Source organism: Pseudomonas serbiensis, from assembly GCF_030580745.1.
GTDB classification, from domain to species: Bacteria; Pseudomonadota; Gammaproteobacteria; order Pseudomonadales; family Pseudomonadaceae; genus Aquipseudomonas; species Aquipseudomonas serbiensis.
In genome coordinates this window covers 29,757-51,050 of the sequence record NZ_JAUQOO010000007.1, presented here as the reverse complement: position 1 = coordinate 51,050, position 21,294 = coordinate 29,757, and the positions used below count along the sequence as shown (strand labels likewise).

Genomic DNA, 21,294 nt, shown 5'->3' with positions numbered 1-21,294 from the left:
CGTGGGCTCGCAAACAAGTAGCAAGGCCCGCCACGCGGCGGGCCTGCTCTGGCTTACAGCAGGATTGTGCGGATATCCGCCAGCAATTCGCTCAAGCGCTTGGTGAAGCGGGCAGCAGCCGCGCCGTTGATCACGCGGTGATCGTAGGACAGCGACAGAGGCAGCATCAGTTTCGGCTGGAAGGCTTTGCCGTCCCAGACTGGCTGGATAGTGGCCTTGGAAACGCCCAGGATCGCAACTTCCGGTGCATTGACGATCGGCGTGAAGCCGGTGCCGCCGATGTGGCCGAGGCTGGAGATCGTGAAGCATGCGCCTTGCATGTCGTTCGCGGTCAGCTTCTTGTTGCGTGCCTTTTCAGCCAGTGCGGCTGCTTCGGCTGCCAGTTGCAGCAGGTTTTTCTGGTCGACGTCGCGGATCACAGGGACCAGCAGGCCTTCCGGGGTGTCCACGGCGAAGCCGATGTGTACGTATTTCTTGCGGATGACCGCTTTGCCGCTTGGTGCCAGCGAGGCGTTGAAGTCCGGCAGCTCCTTGAGCAGGTGCGCGATGGACTTGAGCAGCAGTGGCAGAACGGTCAGCTTGACGCCAGCCTTCTCTGCAGCGGCCTTCTGCGCAACACGGAAAGCTTCCAGGTCGGTGATGTCGGCCTGGTCGAATTGCGTGACGTGCGGAATGTTCAGCCAACTGCGGTGCAGACCGCTCGCGCCCAGTTGCATCAGGCGGGTCATCGGTACTTCTTCGATTTCGCCGAAGCGGCTGAAGTCGACTTCCGGAATCGGCTGGATGCCTGTGCCGCCGCTTACGCCGCCGGCTGGTGCTTCCTTGGCCTTCAGCAGTTGGGCCTTGACGTAAACCTGTACGTCTTCTTTCAGCACACGGCCGTGTGGGCCAGTTGCGCTGACAGCGCTCAGCTCGACGCCGAACTCGCGAGCCAGTTGGCGAACTGCCGGGCCTGCGTGAACCTTGGCACCGCTTTGAGCGGCTGCTGGAGCTGGAGCAGCTTCTGGCTTGGCAGCAGGCGCGGCAGCCGGAGCTGCTTCAGCCTTGGCCGGGGCCGCTGCCGGAGCGCTGGCAGCCGGAGCTGGTGCAGCGGCAGGCGCGGCGCCTGCGATTTTCAGTTTCAGGATCAGGTCGCCGGTGCCGACTTCCTGTTCCAGCTTGACTTCGACGCTCTCGACCACGCCAGCGGCAGGAGACGGGATCTCCATGCTTGCCTTGTCGGATTCCAGAGTGATCAGCGATTGGTCGGCCTGGATGCTGTCGCCTGGCTTGACCAGAACTTCGATGATCTTGGCCTTGCCCGACGAACCGATATCCGGAACGTGGATGTCCTGAACGGTGGCGCTGGCAGTTGGTGCTGGCGCAGGTGCAGCGGCTGGAGCTTCGGCCGGTTTCTCGGCGGCGGCAGGAGCCGGTGCAGGTTCGGCAGCAGCGGCCGGAGCAGCAGCTTCGCCTTCGACTTCCAGTTCAAACAGCTCGTCGCCTTCTTTCAGGCGGTCGCCCAGCTTGACCTTCAGAACCTTGATGACGCCGGCCTTGGGAGCAGGGATTTCCATGCTCGCCTTGTCGGATTCAAGGGTCAGGATACTTTGGTCGGCTTCGATGCGATCACCGACCTTGACCAGCAACTCAATGACTTCACCTTCACCGTTGCCGATGTCGGGTACGCGAATTAACTCACTCACAATGTTTCTCCTTCGCAGAACCTGTTCATTCTCGATTGCGCCGTATCCAGTTGCAACGAAACAGCGTTGGATGCTCATTTACAGGTGTAAATTCCGCATCCTCGGCTGTTTCACGCCTTTGATCGGCGCACGTTACCGATTTTGAAGCAGACTCTTAACAGTCCAGTGGGTTGCGTTTTTCAGGATCGATACCGAACTTGGCAATGGCCTCGGCCACGACTTTAGGTTCGATGTCGCCACGGTCAGCCAAGGCTTCCAGGGCTGCCAGCACCACGAAGTTGCGGTCGACTTCAAAGAAGTGACGCAGCTTGCGGCGGCTGTCGCTACGGCCGAAGCCGTCGGTGCCCAGCACTTTGTATTCCTTGGATGGAACCCACTGACGGATCTGATCGGCGAACAGCTTCATGTAGTCGGTGGATGCGATGACCGGACCTTTACGGCCGCCCAGGCATTGCTCGACGTAAGTCTGCTTCGGCTTCTGGCCAGGATGCAGACGGTTGGAGCGTTCTACCGCCAGGCCGTCACGGCGCAGTTCGTTGAAGCTGGTGACGCTCCAGACGTCGGCGCCGACGTTGAACTCGTCACGCAGGATCTTCGCTGCTTCGCGGACTTCACGCAGGATGGTGCCCGAGCCCAGCAACTGGACGTGGTGCGCAGCAGCCTTGGTGTCTTCCTCAAGCAGGTACATACCCTTGATGATGCCTTCCTCTGCACCGGCCGGAATGGCTGGCTGGGTGTAGGCTTCGTTCATCACGGTGATGTAGTAGAAGATGTCCTGTTGTTCTTCGGTCATCTTCTTCATGCCGTCCTGGATGATCACCGCCAGCTCGTAGCCGTAGGTTGGATCATAGGTGCGGCAGTTAGGTACGGTGGAGGCCAGGATGTGGCTGTGACCGTCTTCGTGCTGCAGGCCTTCACCGTTGAGCGTGGTACGCCCGGCGGTGCCGCCGATCAGGAAGCCACGGGTACGGCTGTCGCCAGCGGCCCATGCCAGATCGCCAATGCGCTGGAAGCCGAACATCGAGTAGAAGATGTAGAACGGCAGCATCGGCTGGTTGTGGTTGCTGTACGAAGTACCGGCAGCGATGAACGACGACATGGCGCCGGCTTCGTTGATGCCTTCTTCGAGGATCTGGCCCTTCTTGTCTTCGCGGTAGAACATCACCTGGTCTTTATCGACTGGCTCGTAGAGCTGGCCGACGGACGAGTAGATGCCCAACTGACGGAACATGCCTTCCATACCGAAGGTACGGGCTTCGTCCGGGATGATCGGAACGATGCGCTGACCGATTTCCTTGTCCTTGACCAGTTGCGCCAGGATGCGCACGAAAGCCATGGTGGTGGAGATTTCACGGTCGCCCGAGCCGTCGAGGATCGCTTTCAGCGTTTCCAGAGGTGGCGTCGGGATGCTGATGCTCTTGGCGCGGCGCTGTGGCACGAAACCACCCAGGGCGCTACGGCGCTCGGCCAGGTAACGGGCTTCGGCGCTGCCTTCTTCCGGACGGAAGAACGGCAGGCTTTCCAGGTCGGCGTCCTTGATCGGCACGTCGAAGCGGTCACGGAAGTGACGCAGGCTGTCGACATCGACCTTCTTGGTGTTGTGCGCGGTGTTCTTGGCTTCGCCTGCACCGGTACCGTAACCCTTGATGGTCTTGGCCAGGATGACAGTCGGCTGGTCTTTGTGGTTGACCGCCTGATGGTAGGCTGCATAGACCTTGTACGGGTCGTGGCCACCACGGTTGAGTTTCCAGATTTCGTCGTCGGACAGGTCTTCGACCATGGCCTTGAGTTCAGGCGTGTTGAAGAAGTGCTCGCGAACGAACGCTCCGTCCTTGGCCTTGTAGTTCTGGTACTCGCCGTCGATGACTTCGTCCATGCGGCGTTGCAGGGCACCGTTGGTGTCCTTGGCCAGCAGTGGGTCCCAGAAACGGCCCCAGATGACCTTGTTGACGTTCCATGCTGCACCGCGGAACACGCCTTCGAGTTCCTGGATGATCTTGGCGTTGCCGCGAACCGGGCCGTCAAGGCGCTGCAGGTTGCAGTTGATGACGAAGATCAGGTTGTCCAGCTTCTCGCGACCGGCCAGGGCGATGGCGCCCAGGGATTCCGGCTCGTCGGTCTCGCCGTCGCCCAGGAAACACCAGACTTTCTGCTTGCCTGCCGGGATGTAGCCGCGGTTTTCCAGGTACTTCATGAAGCGTGCCTGGTAGATCGCCTGGATTGGACCCAGACCCATGGATACGGTCGGGAACTGCCAGAAGTCAGGCATCAGCCATGGGTGCGGGTACGAGGACAGGCCTTTGCCGTCGACTTCCTGACGGAAGTTGTTCATCTGCTCTTCGCTGATGCGACCTTCAAGGAACGCACGGGCATAGACGCCTGGCGATGCGTGGCCCTGGAAGTAGATCAGGTCGCCGCCGTGCTCGTCGGTTGGAGCCTGGAAGAAGTAGTTGAAGCCGATGTCATACAGCGTTGCGCTGGAAGCGAAGCTGGAAATGTGACCGCCCAGGTCCGGGTCGTTCAGGTTGGTCTTTACGACCATTGCCAATGCGTTCCAGCGTACCAGCGAGCGAATGCGGCGTTCCATGAACAGGTCGCCAGGCATGCGTGCTTCGTGGGTGACTGGAATGGTGTTGCGGTATGGCGTGGTGATGGCGTAAGGCAGCTGCGAACCACTTCTAGTGGCCAGTTCGCCCATACGGGTCATCAGGTAATGAGCACGGTCTTCGCCTTCTTTGTCGAGAACCGATTCCAGGGCGTCCAGCCATTCCTGGGTTTCGACGGGATCGAGGTCTTGCATGGCTTGCTCCAGGGCGGAAAGGCTTCCAGAATCGGTTGCCTGAGTTTGCGACTGGCCTTTTGGGCAGACGACATAAAATTCTTGGATTACCGGAGGGTTGTTCCGGCGGCGTGTAGTTTTACTACAAATCGACGACCATTTCAGCCCTTCGAGTTACATACCCAGTAGTAAAACTACAGAGAAGCGACCAAATCGCTCCTGTCGTGTTGTGAGATAAAACGTTACCGTTGATGTGAGATTTATAATTCTTGGTGAAAAATTGGTGTCTGCTGCTAGTGAATCAAATTTTTCAGCAATTTATAACCTTTGTTCTACATTCGGTGGTTGCGCATGAAACTTGCGGACATTGCAGGTAGCCCATTGCACGCCGATCAAGGATAGACCATGAGCCTACCTTCGCTGGCCGATTTTCCGGCCATCCTGCTGCCTTTAGTTACCCGCGCACAACAGACATTTCGTACAGCGCTTGCAGGTTTGCCAAGTGATGTACTGACGTCTTTCGAGGCTTGGCCCGAGTCGCGCCGCCATGCATTCGATCGCGTCTGTGCATCCAGTGATTTCGTCACCGAACAGGTCTGCCGCGATCCCCGCATGCTTCTGGAGCTGGCCGGATCGGGCGAGCTGGAGCGCAGTTTCAATGTGGGCGAACTGCGCGGGCAAATAGCTGCCGCCTTACTGGCTGCCAGCAGCGATGATGAACTGGGGCGTAATCTACGTCGCCAGCGCATGCGTCAGCAAGTGCGGATTATATGGCGTGACCTTACTCGTCAGGCAGATCTGATCGAAACCTGCCGTGACTTGTCCGAGATGGCCGATGCTTCCATCGACCTGGCGTACCAATGGCTGTACGAGCGTCACTGCCAGTTGCTCGGCACGCCGACCGGGCGCCGTACCGGCCAGCCGCAGCAGATGGTGATCCTCGGCATGGGCAAGCTGGGTGCCGTGGAGCTTAACCTGTCTTCGGATATCGACCTCATCTTCGCTTATCCCGAAGGCGGCGAGACAGTCGGTGCGAAGCGGGCGCTGGACAATCAGGAATTTTTCATTCGCCTGGGCCAGCGCTTGATCAAGGCACTGGACCCGGTGACAGTCGATGGCTTCGTGTTCCGCGTCGATATGCGTCTTAGGCCTTACGGTTCATCCGGGGCGCTGGTGCTGAGCTTCAATGCGCTGGAGCAGTATTATCAGGATCAGGGCCGTGACTGGGAACGTTACGCCATGATCAAGGCGCGGGTGGTGGGCGGCGATCAGGTGGCTGGCGAGCAATTGCTGCAAATGCTGCGGCCGTTCGTGTACCGCCGTTATCTGGATTTCTCTGCCATCGAAGCGCTGCGCACCATGAAGCAGTTGATCCAGCAGGAAGTCCGGCGCAAGGGGATGGCCGAGAACATCAAGCTTGGCGCTGGCGGCATCCGCGAAGTGGAATTCATTGCCCAGGCCTTCCAGTTGATTCACGGCGGCCGTGACCTGAGCTTGCAGCAGCGGCCATTGTTCAAGGTGCTGAAAACCCTGGAAGGCCAGGGCTATCTGCCTTCTGCCGTGATCGACGAATTGCGCGAAGGCTACGAGTTTCTGCGCTACACCGAGCACGCGATCCAGGCCATTGCCGACCGCCAGACGCAGATGCTGCCGGACAACGAGCAGGATCAGGCGCGCATTGCCTTGATGATGGGCTTTGCCGACTGGGCGACGTTCCATGAGCAACTGATGCATTGGCGTAGCCGGGTTTCATGGCATTTCCGCCAGGTCATTGCCGATCCGGACTCTGATGCCGATGACGAGCAGCAGGATGAAGGCGAAGTCATCGTTGGCGGTGAGTGGTTGCCGCTGTGGCAGGAGTCTCAGGATGAAGAGGCGGCTTGTCGCCAGTTGTCGCAAGCCGGCTTTGTCGATGCCGACAAGGCCATCCGCCAGTTGGCCAATCTGCGCGGCAGTCCACAGTTGCGCTCGATGCAGCGCCTGGGGCGCGAGCGTCTGGATGCCTTCATTCCCCGTCTGCTGGCCCAGGCCGTAGAACATCAAAGCCCGGATCTGGTCATTGAGCGAGTATTGCCGCTGGTCGAAGCGGTAGCGCGGCGTTCGGCTTATCTGGTGCTGCTCACGGAAAACCCCGATGCGCTGCGGCGTTTACTGACTTTATGTGCTGCCAGCCCGTGGATCGCGGAACAGATTGCGCGCTTCCCGTTGCTGCTCGACGAGTTGCTCAACGAAGGACGCCTGTTCAATCCCCCGTTGGCGCCCGAGCTGGCGGCCGAGCTGCGTGAAAGGCTGATCCGTATTCCCGAGGACGATCTTGAGCAGCAGATGGAAGCCTTGCGGCATTTCAAGCTCGCCCACCGTCTGCGGGTTGCGGCGTCCGAGATATCTGGCAGTTTGCCGCTGATGAAGGTCAGCGATTACCTGACCTGGCTGGCCGAGGCCATTCTGGAGCAGGTTCTGGCCCTTGCCTGGCGACATACCGTTGCCCGGCACGGCACGCCTTCGCGCCCCGATGGCAGCCTGTGCAACCCGAGCTTTGTGATTGTCGGTTACGGCAAGGTGGGAGGTATCGAGCTGGGGCATGGTTCGGACCTGGATCTGGTCTTTATCCATGATGGTGATCCGCAGGCTGAAACCGATGGTGCCAAGCCTATCGATGGCGCGCAGTTCTTCACCCGGCTTGGTCAACGAATCATTCACCTGCTGACGACTCAGACCAACTCCGGCCAGCTTTATGAAGTAGATATGCGCCTGAGGCCATCCGGCGCGTCAGGCCTGTTGGTCAGCTCGCTGGGGGCTTTTGCTCGCTATCAGGAAAATGAAGCCTGGACCTGGGAACATCAGGCGCTGGTGCGTGCCAGGGTACTGATCGGCAGCCCGGATGTCGGGAACGAGTTCGCCAAAGTCCGGGCCTCGGTTCTGGGCCGCGAGCGCGATCTGGACAAACTGCGCTCGGAAGTCAGCGAGATGCGCGCCAAGATGCGCGATAACCTGGGGACTCGACTGACCGCAGCAGGAACGGCGGCCAATGCTTTCGATCCGGCAATGTCGTTCGACCTCAAGCAGGATGCCGGTGGTATCGTCGATATCGAATTTATGGTGCAATACGCGGCCTTGGCGTGGTCCAGAGAGCATCCCGCCTTGCTGCGCTACACCGATAACATTCGTATTCTCGAAGGCCTGGAAGAGGCCGGGTTGCTGCCTGATGCCGATGCCAGCCTGTTGCGCGAAGCCTATAAGGCATACCGTGCAGCGGCGCACCGTCAGGCATTGCAGAACCAGGCCGGAACAGTGGCCGGTGATCAGTTTGAAGTCGAGCGGCGCGAAGTGATGCGGATCTGGGCAGGGTTGGGACTGACCTGAACCCATGTTGTAGGAGCGGATTCATCCGCGAAAGTGCTTTGAAATGTTTCAGGCCCCTTCGCGAATGAATTCGCTCCTACGGTTTATCGAACGCTATATATAGATAGCTATGACAGGGAGGCGTCAGGTTGTGTGGGAAGGTCACGCAACCTGACAAGCCTCCCTGGCTGTTTTTGGATCGAGCATGAAAATTTTGATCGTTGGGCCTAGCTGGGTCGGTGACATGGTGATGGCGCAGACGCTGTTCCAGTGTCTGAAGCAGCGTCATCCTGAGTGCGAAATCGATGTGCTGGCTCCGGAGTGGAGCCGTCCGCTTCTGGAGCGCATGCCTGAAGTGCGTGCCGCCCTGAGCTTTCCGCTGGGGCATGGCGCGCTGGAACTGTCGACCCGACGCCGGATCGGCAAGTCCCTGGCCGGTCAGTACGATCAGGCCATCTTGCTGCCCAACTCGCTCAAGTCCGCGCTGGTGCCTTTCTTTGCGGGCATTCCCAAGCGCACCGGCTGGCGTGGCGAGTTCCGCTATGGCCTGCTCAATGACGTGCGGATTCTGGACAAACAGCGCTATCCACTGATGATCGAGCGTTTCATGGCCATGGCGTTCGACAAGGACGCAGAGTTGCCGCGCCCTTATCCGAAGCCAAGCCTGCAAATCGACACCGCTGTTCGTGATGCCGCGTTGGCCAAGTTCGGCCTGACGCTGGACCGACCGGTGCTGGCGCTATGCCCGGGGGCCGAGTTCGGTGAGTCCAAGCGCTGGCCGTCCGAGCATTACGCACAGGTGGCCGAGTCCCGCATTCGTGAAGGCTGGCAAGTCTGGCTGTTCGGCTCGAAGAAGGATCATCCGGTCGGCGAGAGCATTCGCGACTATCTGATCCCCGGCCTGCGTGAAGAGGCGGTCAACCTCAGCGGTGAAACTTCATTGGCCGAGGCCATTGATCTGCTGTCCTGCGCCGATGCCGTGGTGTCCAACGACTCCGGGCTGATGCACGTGGCGGCTGCGCTGAATCGTCCGCTGGTGGCGGTCTACGGCTCTACATCGCCCGGTTTCACGCCGCCTCTGGCCGATGAGGTCGAGATCGTGCAGTTGGGGATCGAATGCAGCCCCTGTTTCGAGCGCACATGCCGTTTTGGTCACTACAACTGCATGCGCCTGCTTGAGCCGAACTCCGTGGTCCAGGCATTGGGCCGTCTGGGCGGCACCCCGGTGGAGGTCGCCTGACTTTGCGGGTATTGCTGATAAAGACTTCTTCGCTGGGCGACGTGATTCATGCTTTGCCAGCGTTGACCGATGCGGCGCAGGCTCTGCCGGGCATTCAGTTCGACTGGGTGGTGGAAGAAGGCTTTGCCGAGATTCCGACCTGGCACCCGGCGGTGGACAAAGTGATTCCGGTGGCGATCCGTCGCTGGCGCAAGAACCTGTGGCAGACCTTCAAGACCGGTGAGTGGCAGGGTTTCAAGCAGCGTCTGCGCGAGACACATTACGACGTGGTCATTGATGCCCAGGGCCTGTTCAAGAGCGCCTGGCTGACCCGTTACGTCAACGCTCCGGTTGCTGGCCTGGACAAACACTCGGCACGCGAGCCCATTGCCAGCCGTTTCTACGACCGGCCTTACCCGGTGGCACGTGGGCAGCACGCGGTTGAGCGGTTGCGGCAGTTGTTCGCTCAGGCTCTGGGCTATGAACTGCCTGCGGGCCTTGGCAATTATGGCCTCAAGCGTCTGTCGGCACTGGATGAAACGCTTGAGGCGCCATTCGTGCTGTTTCTGCATGGCACCACCTGGGCAACCAAGCACTGGCCCGAGCATTATTGGCGGCAACTGGCGGAACTGATGGCTGCGCGAGGCCTGAACGTGCGCCTGCCATGGGGCAACCCGGCTGAAAAGGCCCGCGCCGAGCGTATCGCCGAAGGCCTGGGCAATGCGCAGGTCTTGCCGAAGCTGAATCTGGCGGGCGTTGCCCGTGTACTGGCCAGTGCCCAGGCCTGCGTGGCGGTGGATACCGGCATCGGTCATCTGGCTGCGGCGCTGGATGTTCCGACCATTTCCCTGTTCGGGCCGACCAATCCGGGCCTTACCGGTGCCTACGGCAAGTCCCAGGTGCATCTGGCCGGTGATTACCCGGCATGTGCTCCTTGCCTGCAAAAGAAATGTACTTATCAACCGACGGCTGACGATCAGTTGCGGTTCGACCTGAAACGCGAGTGGCCCATGTGCTTCACTCGTTTGAATCCCGAGCGGGTAGCGAGCCAGTTGGGCGCGCTGTTGCTGGCAAAGGAACACAACTGATGCAACTGGCTTTCGTACTCTACAAATATTTCCCGTTCGGCGGCTTGCAACGCGACTTCATGCGTATTGCGCTGGAATGCCAGGAGCGCGGGCACCAGATCCGGGTCTACACCCTGATCTGGGAAGGCGATGTGCCGCCTGGCTTCGAGGTGCTGGTCGCGCCGGTCAAGGCGTTCTTCAACCATCGGCGCAACGAAAAGCTCAGCGCCTGGATGGAAGCGGACCTGGCCAAACGCCCGGTGGATCGCTTGATCGGCTTCAACAAGATGCCCGGCCTGGATGTGTACTACGCCGCCGATGGCTGTTTCGAGGACAAGGCGCAGAACCTGCGCAACTCCCTGTATCGCAAATGGGGCCGTTATCGCCACTTTGCCGAATACGAGCGGGCGGTATTCGCCAAAGACGCGAAAACTCAGGTGCTGATGATTTCCGAAGTGCAGCAGCCGCTGTTCATCAAGCACTACGACACGCCATTGTCGCGCTTCCACCTGCTGCCGCCGGGGATTTCCCAGGACCGTCGTGCGCCACCTGATGCGCTGGATATTCGTGCCGGGTTCCGTCAGGAATTCGGGCTGGCCGACGACGACCTGCTGCTGGTGCAGATCGGATCGGGTTTCAAGACCAAAGGCGTGGATCGCAGCCTCAAGGCGCTGGCCGCCTTGCCTGCCGAACTTAAAAAACGCACGCGCCTGTTTGTAATCGGCCAGGACGACCCCAAAGTATTCCAGCTGCAAAGCACAGCATTGGGGCTGGGCGAACAGGTGACCTTCATGAAAGGGCGTAGCGATATTCCGCGTTTCCTGCTCGGCGCCGATCTTCTGATTCATCCGGCCTATAACGAGAACACTGGCACTGTGCTGCTTGAAGCGCTGGTGGCCGGTTTGCCGGTGCTGGTCAGTGCGGTCTGTGGTTATGCTCATTACATTGCCGAAGCCGACAGCGGTCTGGTGCTGGATGACCCGTTCGAGCAGGCGCAGCTCAACGAATATCTGGTAAAGATGCTCGAAGACGATGCGGCGCGCCGCTCCTGGGGCCTCAATGGTCTGGCGTTCGCCGATACGGCTGACCTTTACAGCATGCCGCAGCACGCTGCCGATGTGATTCTGGCGGAGCACTATCAATGAAGCTGTTCCTCGCTGAACCCTTCAAGAGCCGGTGGGCCGGGCGAGATGCATTTGACGAGGTCGAGGCTCTGGATGGACAGGTCTATCGCGAGCTGGAAGGTCGTCGCACGCTGCGTACCGAAGTCGATGGCCGCGGTTATTTCGTCAAGATTCACCGTGGTATCGGCTGGGGTGAAATCGCCAAGAATCTGGTGACCGCCAAGCTGCCGGTGCTGGGAGCGGGCAAGGAGTGGGACGCGATAGCGCGTCTCAAGGAAGTCGGCGTGCCGACCATGACCGCCGTGGCCTATGGCGAGCGTGGCAGCAATCCGGCGGCTCAGCATTCGTTCATCGTCACCGAAGAGCTGGCACCCACCGAAAGCCTGGAAGATGTGAGCATCAACTGGCGCAACGAGCCGCCCGAGCCGCGCTTGAAGCGGGCGTTCATCGCCGAAGTCGCACGGATGGTCGGGATGATGCACCGCGCCGGTGTAAACCATCGGGACTGCTACATCTGCCACTTCCTGTTGCATACCGACAAGCCGGTGACGGCCGATGATTTCAAACTGTCAGTCATCGACCTGCACCGTGCCCAGACCCGCCGTGCAATCACGCCGCGCTGGCGTAACAAGGATCTGGCCGCGCTGTATTTCTCGGCGCTGGACATAGGTCTTACCAAACGCGACAAATTGCGTTTTCTCAAGGGGTATTTCCAGAAGCCATTACGTGAAGTACTGGCTCGGGAAGCCTCATTGCTGCGTTGGCTGGATAAAAAGGCGGACAAGTTGTATCAGCGTAAATTGCGTTACGGAGATGCGCTCTGATGGCTGGTTGGAATCTTGAGCCGGAATACGCCTTCCTGGCTGAGGACTTCGGCAGTCTGGACGCGGTTTTTGCCTTGCAGGGCGAACAACTGACCAGCGATCTGCTCTCTGAAGTGATTCGTGTGGAGCGTGGCGGCGTGACCTATTACGTCAAGCGCTACACCGGCGCAGGGAAAGGCCTGCGCCGCTATCTGGGCCGCCCGAGGGTCAAGTCCGAATGGCAAAACCTCAAGCGTTTCGCCAAATGGGGTATCCCGACTGCCGACGTGGTGGCCTGGGGCCTGGAGCGCAAGGGCGCGGCCTATGATCGCGGCGCGCTCATCACACGCGAACTTCCCCGTACCGAAGACCTGTCCGAGCTGGCGCGGCACAAGGATGCCCGGTTGTCGAATCGTGCCTGGGTCGATGTCATCAGTCGGCAACTGGCGCGCTGCACCCGCATCATGCATGACCAGCATTTCACCCATAACGATTTGAAGTGGCGCAATCTGTTGGTCGACGACCAGTCCAGGCTGTTTTTCATCGATTGCCCCAACGGTGCGTTCTGGTGGAGCTTCATGCTTCGCTATCGAATCACCAAGGATCTGGCCTGCCTGGACAAGGTCGCCAAATACCATTTGTCCGCGACCCAACGTCTGCGCTTCTACTTGCAGTACCGTCAGCGGGATCGTTTGAACGCTTCCGACAAGAAGCGCATCCGTCATGTCGTCAGTTTTTTCGAGGGGCGTGAATGAGCGTTTTCATTGCCGATTCCGACCGTGCCCTGCTTGAGCGTCATGGTCTGATCGACTTTCAGTCGCTATGGAACATACAGCTCGACGCCGTTGATGAACCCAATACCGGTCGCGGCGGCTGGAGCAGTGTGTTTCGCCTGGAGCTGGAAGGTCAGGGCTTTTATCTGAAGCGTCAGAGCAATTACCTGACCTATACGCTGCATCATCCGTTCGGTGAACCATCGTTCTCCCGCGAGTTTCGCAATATCAGCCGCTATCGGAAGCTGGGTATTCCAGCGTTGCAGGCCGTGTTCTATGGCGATAGCAAGGTCAATGGCGAACACCGTGCAATTCTGATGACCCGTGCTCTGGATGGCTGGACTGACCTGTATGTCTTGCTTGAGCAATGGTCCAGGCTGAGTGCCAGTCAGCACAATGCGATTCTTCAGGCTTGCGGGCAACTGGCTCGCAAGCTGCATCAGGCCGGACAGGTTCATGGTTGCTTCTACCCCAAGCATATTTTTCTGCAGGCTCAGGGCGACGTTTATCAGGCACAACTGATCGATCTGGAGAAGACCCGCCCGGTTTTCTTCGGCAAGCGTGATCTGATCAAGGATCTGGAGCCCTTGTTGCGACGTGCGACGGCGTGGGGGGATAGCGAATTGCGGGTATTGTTGGCTGCCTATCTGCAGGCGGCTCCCGACAGCGCCCAGGTCGATGCCTGGTGTTTGCGTCTGGGCAAGCGTGGCAAGCACAAGCGCGACCTTCACCACCGTGACAACAAAGAGGCGCGCTGATGCGTTTGTCTGAACTCAAGAATGCCGGACGCACGCCTGAGCTGCCCCTGAACGTAACCCTGGCCGATGCCATTGGCTCTGCCGATCTGCAACTGTTGACGCTTTTGCGCGTGCTGCCAGGGCAGCGCTATGTCGGCGCGGGTGTCTGGCGTGGTCGCACAGTGTTGGCGAAGCTACTGGTCGGCAGCAAGGCCGCCCGGCATTTCCAGCGCGAACTGGACGGTGTTCGGCTGCTGGCCGATCAAGGGTTGACCACGCCTCTTCTGCTGGCCGATGGCTTGCAAGAAGGCGAGGGTGGCTGGTTGCTGTTCGAGTTTCTGGATAACGCCCAGAGCCTGGGCGACGCCTGGAACAAGGTCCAGAACCTGCCGCCGCTGGCCGATGAGCAACAGCTTGTGCTGGGTGAAGCGCTGTCAGCCATTGCCCTGCTGCATGCCAAAGGCCTGTGGCAGGAAGACCTGCATCTGGACAACCTGCTGCGCCATAACGGCCAGTTGCACCTGATCGACGGTGCAGGCATTCGTGTCGAAGAGGCCGGCAAGCCGTTGTCCAGACAGGCCGTGCTGGAAAATCTCGGTGTGTTTTTCGCCCAGTTGCCCAAGTCGCTGGAGCCGTTTACCGAAGAGCTGCTGGTGCATTACCTGTTGAGTAACGCCGAACACGCCTTGCCCATGGAAGCCCTGCAAAAGCAGATCGACAAGGTGCGCAGCTGGCGCCTGAAGGATTACCTGAACAAGACCGGCCGTGATTGCAGCCTGTTCAGCGTCGAAGACAGCGCCTCGCAGTTCCGGGCGATTCGCCGCGAAGAAGAGCCTGCCCTGCTGCCGGTGCTGGAGCAGGCCGACGCCTTGCTCGACAAGGGCCATCTATACAAGACCGGTGGCGCGGCCAGCGTAGGCCGGGTCGAAGCCAATGGCCGTACGCTGGTCATCAAGCGCTACAACATCAAGAATTTCACCCACTGGCTCAAACGCTTCTGGCGTCCGAGCCGTGCCTGGCACTCCTGGCGTGAAGCCAATCGGCTGGAGTTCCTGGGCATTGCCACGCCCAGACCGCTGGCGGTGCTGGAACTGCGTGTACTTGGCTTGCGCCGCAAGGCGTACCTGGTCACCGAGTTTCTGCCGGGGCCGGACATCATCAAGCGGTTCGCGCCTTATCTTGAATCGGGTGATGTGCCGGAGAATGAATTGCTGGCGCTGGACCGGCTTTTCGAGCAGTTGGTCAGTGAGCGCATCAGCCATGGCGACTTCAAGGGCCATAACCTGTTCTGGAATGAAGATCGCTGGGCGCTGATCGATCTGGACGCCATGCAGCAACACAGCTCCCAGTCGTCTTTTGCAGCAGCCTTCGCCCGCGACCGGGCGCGTTTCATGCGCAACTGGCCGGCGGGAAGTACGCTGCACAAGTTGCTGGATGAGCGCTTGCCCGGCAAGTGCTAGTGCCGATCGCTCAGGGCGTACATGCCATGAAATGTGAGGGGCCTTGGCCGCGACAACCAGCTTGAGGCAACACATTTGCAGTGCCTGAACATGCTGTCGCGGCCAAGGCCCCTCCCACGGATTGTGACCCCTGCTTACTTGCCTGCCATCGGTCAGGTCACGCGCATCAGATTAAGTTCCTCAAGTGCTTCCACCAGCGCGAACATATTGTTGTATGGCGTCAGGTGGGCGTTTGTCCATGTCGGGCGGTCGATGTAGAGCTTGCCTTCTGCATTGACCTGCACGGGCGTGCGGTGAATGAAGGTGTCCCGTGAGCGGTGGACGATGGTTTGCTGGCCGTCCTCCGATTGTTCGATCAGGAACATTCCGGGTCGGGTCAGTCGCTGCTCTGCAGGTAGCGTTTGAGGAGGGCGGACAGGGAGGGCTCTGGTTGCTCCCGTGATTTCCATTTCCACCAGATAGTCGCTTTTGATCGGAACGGTTTCAGTGCCCAGGCCGCGTTTGATCCGCTCTCCTGGGTCGGGGATCACGCCTCTGGCGTTGCCGGGTGGCGCATCGGTAACACGCAGGCCGATCCCGGCTTCCAGTTCGGCGATGCCCGGTATGATCTGTTGGTAGGTGTTGGCGTGAGTGTTGCCCACCAGAGCGATCCATTTGTGTGAGCCCATGACTTCCTGATGTTTGCGAATGGTGATGTGGGCAAAGTAATTCATCATTTGCTGGCGGGTGGTTGGGGCGTCTCCCAGGATGCCCTTGAGGTGGTAGCTCGCCGAGCAGTCGATTGCGCGGATTTCCACACCATGCTGCTGGGCCTTGAGCACCAACTGCTCGAAGGTATGGATCCTGTTCGGGTCTGTATGGTGTCCTCTGTCGAGCCTTTTCAGGTCATGCAGCAGTGTCTTGCTCATTTGCCCCGTCTCGAAAAAGCGGTCCAGGTCCGCTTGATGCAGATCAGCCAGCAGATGCTCCAGATACAGTGTCTTGACCTTTTGCTGCGACAGCAGTGGCAGGTTGTCGATAATCAGCTTTTTACTGGCCACGGAAGAGTGAACTTCGCCAATCACTATGCCGTCGGTGTGCTGATAAAGCGTCTGTAGAAAGTCTGGCAGCGGGGCCTGGGGTTCTACCTTGGGCAACGTCGGACGCGGCGGCAGTTCAACGGCGGCGATATTTCGGGCATCGGCTTGCAGCTTCGTGCGCACCTTGAAGAATTTGCCCCGTACCACGCTCAGTTCCGGGTCCAGGAAAAAGTAATGTTGATCCAGCCCTTTGTGTTCAAAGTTCGCCAATTGGTACAGGGTGCTTCTGTTCTCCAGCGGGACTTCGTACGTGGCGTCTGCCAGCGACTTCTGGATGGCGCTCGATGGGCTGTTGGGCGTCCAGTGATCGGGTTCTATACGCAACCAGCCCTTGGTGTCACCCCAGCGAAAACCGTATTCGCCCGACCAGAGTTGTGCGTTTTCGATGCTTTGTCTGTTGCCCAGATCCTTGAACAGAGCCATGTCCAGCAGGGTGCTCTCGGGCAATGGTTTTGCAGGGGCGATGGTCAATGGGTTGGCGAACTCTATCGTGAAGTCGCAGTGGGTTGCCGAGTCGGTTGATGCCGCGCCGGCAGTGGCTTTGATCCGCGTCGGGCTCCCGCTCGCAACGTCCTGGATATGAATGCTGGGTACGCCTTCCAGCTCGGCAATACCGGGAAGCTGGTTGTGGGTGCTCGCCAGTTTTTCATCGAGCAGGGCTATCCAGCGTCTTGATGGGTCGCTTGCCACGTCGCCGCTGATGAGCTTATGGCCAAAGAAGTTGCTCATTTTCTGGCTGGCGGCTGTATCGCCAGCGGCCGGTGCTACGGGATGACTGATGAGCGGATAGCTGATCGAAGAACTGAACGGGCGCACTTCGATGCCATGCCTGTGGGCGATCTTGATCAGGTGGTAATAGTCGTACTCCGTCGTCTGGTTATTCAGGGCCTTATCGTTGATGTATTCCAGATGCTCCTTGATTTCATGGGAACCGGAGCGGGTCTTCTTGCCCAGTTGGCGATAGCGGGCAAGTTTTGGCAGGTGCTTGTCGCTGAACAGATGCTCGATGTACAGAATCTCGACCCGCTCCTTGACCAGCAAAGGCATGTTCTGGATGAGCAGGCGCTTGCTGGCGACCGACCTGGGCGCTTCGCTCAGGACCAGGCCGCTGCTGTGGGCAAGCAGGCTCTCGAACAGCGTGTCGATGCTTGCCCCGGACTCCAGGGCAGGCAATGAAGGGCGTGGCGGCAAGGATGGAGCGCTGAAAAAGGCATGGGCATCGTGGTACAGCTTTTCCCGCAGTACGGTGAATTTCAGGCGCATCTCCATGAAGTAGGTTTCAAAGTATTGCATCATGCCCAGCCCGCTCGGGTCGTAACCTTCCCCACTGATAATGAGCTCCATGTGGGGTTGCATCTGGCCCGGTAGCTCGTAATCGCTGAGGTTCGTGCCGGTGCCGGCAGCTTCGGTGTCTGGCAGCGGCCTGTAGTCCTGCGGGCTGTCTCGCCCGCCGCCACGCAACTGCTGGCGGTCGACGAGCTGCCATTTGCCCTGTTCATCCAGGCTCACGGGTTGTTTGCCGAAAAAGGCGAACGGGTTGCCCGGATCGATGATCTGCCAACTGCGTATCTGTGTGTCGTATTGCACCTCGAAGGTCTTGCCGGAAAACTCGATGTACTGTCTGCCATTGATTGTGCAGACACCTTTGGCGTGACCGTCGCTGATGCGCGGTACATTGCTCAATGAAAGGTGGACTTCCAGCCCGTCGCGCAGGCCCGCTGCGGAAGGCGATGCAATATCGAGTGCGTGCCCCGGTGGCTGCCATGTCCCGCCGGCTCCAGGTCTGACGAACTGCCCGGTAGCATCGACCTTTGTCGAGGCGTCGCTGACATTTCGTAGTACCGGAAAGTAACCGTTGGCATCCGGTTTGCCGACCAGAAAGGGTTCGTCGTACAGGTTTATCGGATACATGTCTTCGTAGCGAGGCAGAGAAGAAGAGCGCTGCACTGGCCGCAATGCTGAATGAGAGGGCGGTGGTGGTCCGATCTGGCGTACCACGCCGCCGAATCCCTTCAGGCCCGAATGCAGGTCGCCCGCGGCACCGAAGCTGTTGAGCATGGCGGTCAGGATATAAGCGCTGGCGGTTTCGCTGTCGCCTTCACGCAAGGACTGAAGCGCGCGGACGGTGTCATGCAGGGACAACAGGGCTCCAACGGCAAAGCTGGCAGGTGGAAAGGGCAGAGTGACAACGGTGGCTATCACTTCGATGCTGACCCAGATCAGCTTGGCGAGCATGTCATTGCGCCCTGTGGTGGTTTCTTCCACATCGCGCAGTTTGCGCAGGATCGGGCGATTGAAGCAGGTGTCCGCGAAGTCGGAAATGGATTCCTTGGGTAGAAAGGGCGCTTTGTTGGCGTTGCCCTGTTGCATGTCTCTCAGGAAGAACGACAGGGTCTTGCGCGATTTGATGCGGCAGCGATCCTTGTAGTAATCGATCATGCCGGGTGTGCCGAGCGAATCGGTGAAGCTGCTGAACAGGCGGAATTCGATACCGTCCGGTGCCTGATGCGTATAGAGAAGCGCGGCCTGCCTGATGGACATGGGGAGAATGGCCACGCAACCTTGCACGGTCTCGACATGGATCAGGTTGGTGTCGGGTATGACCAGTTGATCGATGCCTCCCACGCCTGAGGCGATAAAGGGTTTATCCACATGGATCTGTAACGGATACAGCGGGTATTGCTCGCGCGTCCTGGCATCGCTCAGATGGGCGTGGTCGATGGAATCCCAAAGCCATTGATACTGCGTCGCGCTGATATGTCCCTTGAGCAGGCTGCGCAAGGCCGCCGCTTTCATCTGTAGCTGTGTCATCAGCAGGCTGGTCTTGCGACGGTATTCATAACCTTGCGAGCCGGTATTGAGCAGGGTGTTTTTCACGAGAGCGATGTAGTCGTCGGCCAGCCATTGGTTGCGTACCGACTCGGCGACTTTCACAGGCGACAGCGCGCTCAGGTTCACGCCCTCCGGGCCACGGAAGGTTGCCTGGGTGTCGGCGGTACTGCGGATGATGCCGATGCTGTCGTCGTAGCCATTGAGCAGCATGTCGGTGTAGGTCAGCGTCTCGCGCTCGCTGCTGATCACAATCAGGTCGGGATCTACGCGGCCTACCGGTACGTCGAGCAGTTTGCTGATCTGCCTGCTTGCCCGTTCATGGGTGTAGGCCTTGAAGGATTGCATATGGGTATGCGGTTTGGCGTCGTAATTCTTGCGTGCGCCGTTGGCTGCATCCTCAAGAGCCACCAGTTCCTGGCGTTGTGCCGGGGTGGCATGCCGATACCAGTCAGGCGTGTGTCGCTGCTGCTCGGATAACGCCACACGAATGTGCTGTTCGGCGAGAATGCGCAGGCCAGCATCAAAGCCTGACAGGCTGACCAGTTCAAGGAAGCCCTCGGGCGGGTAGGGTTTGAGTTTCAAAGCCGCCAGTTGCGCTGCAAGCCCGGCGCGAGCCGCAACCTCCACCTGATTGAGCAGGTAGTCGCACAGCTTGTCCGAAACCACCCAGCCGACCAGTTCATTGCGCAGTTGGGTTTGATTGTCGAAGGCCCAGAAACACTGAGTCTGCGGAGCGTCCACTGCAACCATGATCAGGCGCTCCAACTGACCTGTTGTCGTTTCCTGGCGAACGACCAGCAATTTGCTCAGTACCTGGCGGTTCAGTTTGACCTGCTGGACGATCAGGCGGAAATCCGTGTTGCCCTGTGCCGGATTCGTGACCGTTTCGACAATCGTGAAATCCTCGGGCCGGATATGGCCTTGCATTTTGGCGGCGTAAGCCAGGGCGCTTATCTGTCTGCGAGTCAGCAAGTGCATGAGTTGCTGATTGTGTTCTTTACGGTACTGCGCCTGTTGAAAGGCTGCGAAGGTCAGCCGCAGGTCGAGTTCTTCGATGACCTTGACCAGATAGGCCGGGGTCAAGGATGAGTGCTCTTCTGCCAGCGGCGCGTCTTCAAGGCTGAGCGTCGTGTGCCCGAGAAATTCCGAACCGGCTTTGCCGTCGCCCGGATGCAGGCCGTACAGCGCCAGTTCCGTCAATGAGCGGGTCACCGTGTAGGCTTCGCCTGTCACTGGAAGTGTGCGCTGAGTGTTGGCCTTGATGGTGCTCGGGTCCAGGTCGTAACCCAGATCGTTTGCCATCCGTATGCGCAGTTGTGCCCTGGCAAACTGCTCCGGGGATGCCGCCGCATTGAGGGCGCTCACCGTGACTGCGCGTGCCTGATCATACTGCTGCAGGCGCTCGGCATAGGTGCTGCGGTCATCCTGGCTGGCCATCTTGATCCAGTCCGGCAGGCTGCGGCGATAGCGGCTTTCCAGAGAGGCCAGTTCGCGCAGTTCCAGCAGGGCTCCGGGGCCGAACAGGCCGCGCATGCCAATGGCATTCTGGATCAGTGCCTGATGTTTTTCCCGGTTATCGACGCTCGTCAACATGGAGGCGTAGCGGACATCTTTGCGCTGTTTGTCGATCAGCCTGTCCATGGCGTGAGCGTAGGGAGAATCGCTGATGGGCGTGAGCAGCAGGTCGGCTGCCGTGAACGGCTCAAGATGCAGATCAGGATCGTTGCCGATCTCTGTCAGCACGTCCTGATGGCGCTGCTCGATACAGTTGAACAGGGCATCTCTCAAGGTCGGGCTGTTTAGCCAGTCGGGCAGGGTTTCAAGCATCTGTGCCTGGCTGGTGAAACCCGTTGCGCCGATGCCCGGCATTATCAGCAAGGTATGACCCTGATCCTGGCTCATTACCAGAGCGCCAGCCACTTCGACCTGCTCTTGCTCCTGAAGCTTTACATGCAGAGAAAAGATTTTGGGAGGAACCGCCGTCGGACTGTCCGACCGACGGCGCGAGGCGGGCAGGCACGCCAGATATTGTGTGGTGAGATCTCGTTCGTGGATCTTGACGCTGAGTTCGTCACGCAGGGTTTGCTGCATGCCGGTCAGGAATTTCTCGTAACGGGTTCCGTCTGACGCGCTGGGCGAATCCCAGTAATCATCGATGCGTTGCAACAGGCGGGCTACTTCCAGCTCTCGCTGTGAGGTGTCCGAGGTCGTGATTGCATCCAGCAAGGTATCCTGCGCTGTAGGCAGTTCGCCCAACTCTGTCTGCAGGCTGGTACTCAGCTCTGCGAGCCTTTTGAGGGCGGCCGAGGCTGCTGGCAATGTATCGTCGGGGAGCCCGGTTGGAGGGGGCAATGTTTCCATGTGTCTACTTTCCGTTGAGCACTTCAAGCGCTG

At 59.3% G+C, this 21,294-nt stretch carries 11 protein-coding genes; 8 read left to right on the top strand and 3 right to left on the bottom strand.

Annotation, left to right across the window (positions count from 1 at the left end):
- Positions 1-53: 53 nt before the first annotated feature.
- Both aceF and aceE read right to left on the bottom strand, forming a co-directional pair.
- Entirely contained in the window at positions 54-1,685 is a 1,632-nt protein-coding gene (aceF, locus tag Q6A51_RS11035) for a dihydrolipoyllysine-residue acetyltransferase (RefSeq protein WP_304574802.1), read from the bottom strand.
- A 154-nt stretch (positions 1,686-1,839) separates the two neighbouring features.
- Complete coding sequence (gene aceE, locus Q6A51_RS11030) at positions 1,840-4,485, bottom strand: pyruvate dehydrogenase (acetyl-transferring), homodimeric type (protein WP_201018227.1); 2,646 nt, start codon at positions 4,483-4,485, stop codon at positions 1,840-1,842.
- Between the two features lie 384 nt (positions 4,486-4,869).
- Here aceE and glnE point away from each other — a divergent pair, with 384 nt between their 5' ends.
- From glnE to Q6A51_RS10990, 8 genes are all read left to right on the top strand, one after another.
- Positions 4,870-7,827, top strand: a complete 2,958-nt coding sequence (glnE, locus tag Q6A51_RS11025; protein ID WP_304574801.1) for a bifunctional [glutamate--ammonia ligase]-adenylyl-L-tyrosine phosphorylase/[glutamate--ammonia-ligase] adenylyltransferase — start codon at positions 4,870-4,872, stop codon at positions 7,825-7,827.
- A gap of 184 nt (positions 7,828-8,011) precedes the next feature.
- Positions 8,012-9,046 carry a lipopolysaccharide heptosyltransferase II gene (gene waaF / locus Q6A51_RS11020; RefSeq protein WP_095067242.1) on the top strand — a complete coding sequence of 345 codons (1,035 nt, stop codon included), beginning with the start codon at positions 8,012-8,014 and terminating at the stop codon, positions 9,044-9,046.
- A 2-nt stretch (positions 9,047-9,048) separates the two neighbouring features.
- Positions 9,049-10,113: a lipopolysaccharide heptosyltransferase I gene (gene waaC, locus Q6A51_RS11015; protein WP_025258250.1), complete on the top strand. Its 1,065-nt coding sequence runs from the start codon at positions 9,049-9,051 to the stop codon at positions 10,111-10,113.
- Positions 10,113-11,237, top strand: a complete 1,125-nt coding sequence (locus tag Q6A51_RS11010; protein WP_304574800.1) for a glycosyltransferase family 4 protein — start codon at positions 10,113-10,115, stop codon at positions 11,235-11,237. Before waaC ends, Q6A51_RS11010 begins: the two co-directional genes overlap by 1 nt.
- Positions 11,234-12,040 (top strand): lipopolysaccharide core heptose(I) kinase RfaP, encoded by an 807-nt coding sequence (rfaP, locus tag Q6A51_RS11005; protein ID WP_304574799.1) that lies wholly within the window; start codon positions 11,234-11,236, stop codon positions 12,038-12,040. The genes Q6A51_RS11010 and rfaP overlap by 4 nt, the downstream gene beginning before the upstream one ends.
- Positions 12,040-12,774 (top strand): lipopolysaccharide kinase InaA family protein, encoded by a 735-nt coding sequence (locus Q6A51_RS11000; RefSeq protein ID WP_201018223.1) that lies wholly within the window; start codon positions 12,040-12,042, stop codon positions 12,772-12,774. Before rfaP ends, Q6A51_RS11000 begins: the two co-directional genes overlap by 1 nt.
- A complete protein-coding gene (locus tag Q6A51_RS10995; RefSeq protein WP_304574798.1) occupies positions 12,771-13,550 on the top strand; it encodes a lipopolysaccharide kinase InaA family protein in 780 nt (259 codons plus the stop codon). The genes Q6A51_RS11000 and Q6A51_RS10995 overlap by 4 nt, the downstream gene beginning before the upstream one ends.
- Positions 13,550-14,989 (top strand): lipopolysaccharide kinase InaA family protein, encoded by a 1,440-nt coding sequence (locus Q6A51_RS10990; protein ID WP_304574797.1) that lies wholly within the window; start codon positions 13,550-13,552, stop codon positions 14,987-14,989. Before Q6A51_RS10995 ends, Q6A51_RS10990 begins: the two co-directional genes overlap by 1 nt.
- 152 nt (positions 14,990-15,141) lie before the next feature.
- Here the strand turns inward: Q6A51_RS10990 and Q6A51_RS10985 are convergent, their stop codons facing one another.
- Positions 15,142-21,261, bottom strand: a complete 6,120-nt coding sequence (locus tag Q6A51_RS10985; protein ID WP_304574796.1) for a membrane-targeted effector domain-containing toxin — start codon at positions 21,259-21,261, stop codon at positions 15,142-15,144.
- Positions 21,262-21,294: the final 33 nt, after the last annotated feature.

Excerpts from the sequence above, each read along its gene's own strand:
- Q6A51_RS11010 (WP_304574800.1), top strand. The coding sequence starts at position 10,113 with ATGCAACTGGCTTTCGTACTCTACAAATATTTCCCGTTCGGCGGCTTG.
- Q6A51_RS10990 (WP_304574797.1), top strand. The coding sequence starts at position 13,550 with ATGCGTTTGTCTGAACTCAAGAATGCCGGACGCACGCCTGAGCTGCCC.
- Q6A51_RS10995 (WP_304574798.1), top strand. The coding sequence starts at position 12,771 with ATGAGCGTTTTCATTGCCGATTCCGACCGTGCCCTGCTTGAGCGTCAT.
- aceE (WP_201018227.1), bottom strand. The coding sequence starts at position 4,485 with ATGCAAGACCTCGATCCCGTCGAAACCCAGGAATGGCTGGACGCCCTG.
- Q6A51_RS11000 (WP_201018223.1), top strand. The coding sequence starts at position 12,040 with ATGGCTGGTTGGAATCTTGAGCCGGAATACGCCTTCCTGGCTGAGGAC.
- waaF (WP_095067242.1), top strand. The coding sequence starts at position 8,012 with ATGAAAATTTTGATCGTTGGGCCTAGCTGGGTCGGTGACATGGTGATG.
- glnE (WP_304574801.1), top strand. The coding sequence starts at position 4,870 with ATGAGCCTACCTTCGCTGGCCGATTTTCCGGCCATCCTGCTGCCTTTA.
- rfaP (WP_304574799.1), top strand. The coding sequence starts at position 11,234 with ATGAAGCTGTTCCTCGCTGAACCCTTCAAGAGCCGGTGGGCCGGGCGA.
- Q6A51_RS10985 (WP_304574796.1), bottom strand. The coding sequence starts at position 21,261 with ATGGAAACATTGCCCCCTCCAACCGGGCTCCCCGACGATACATTGCCA.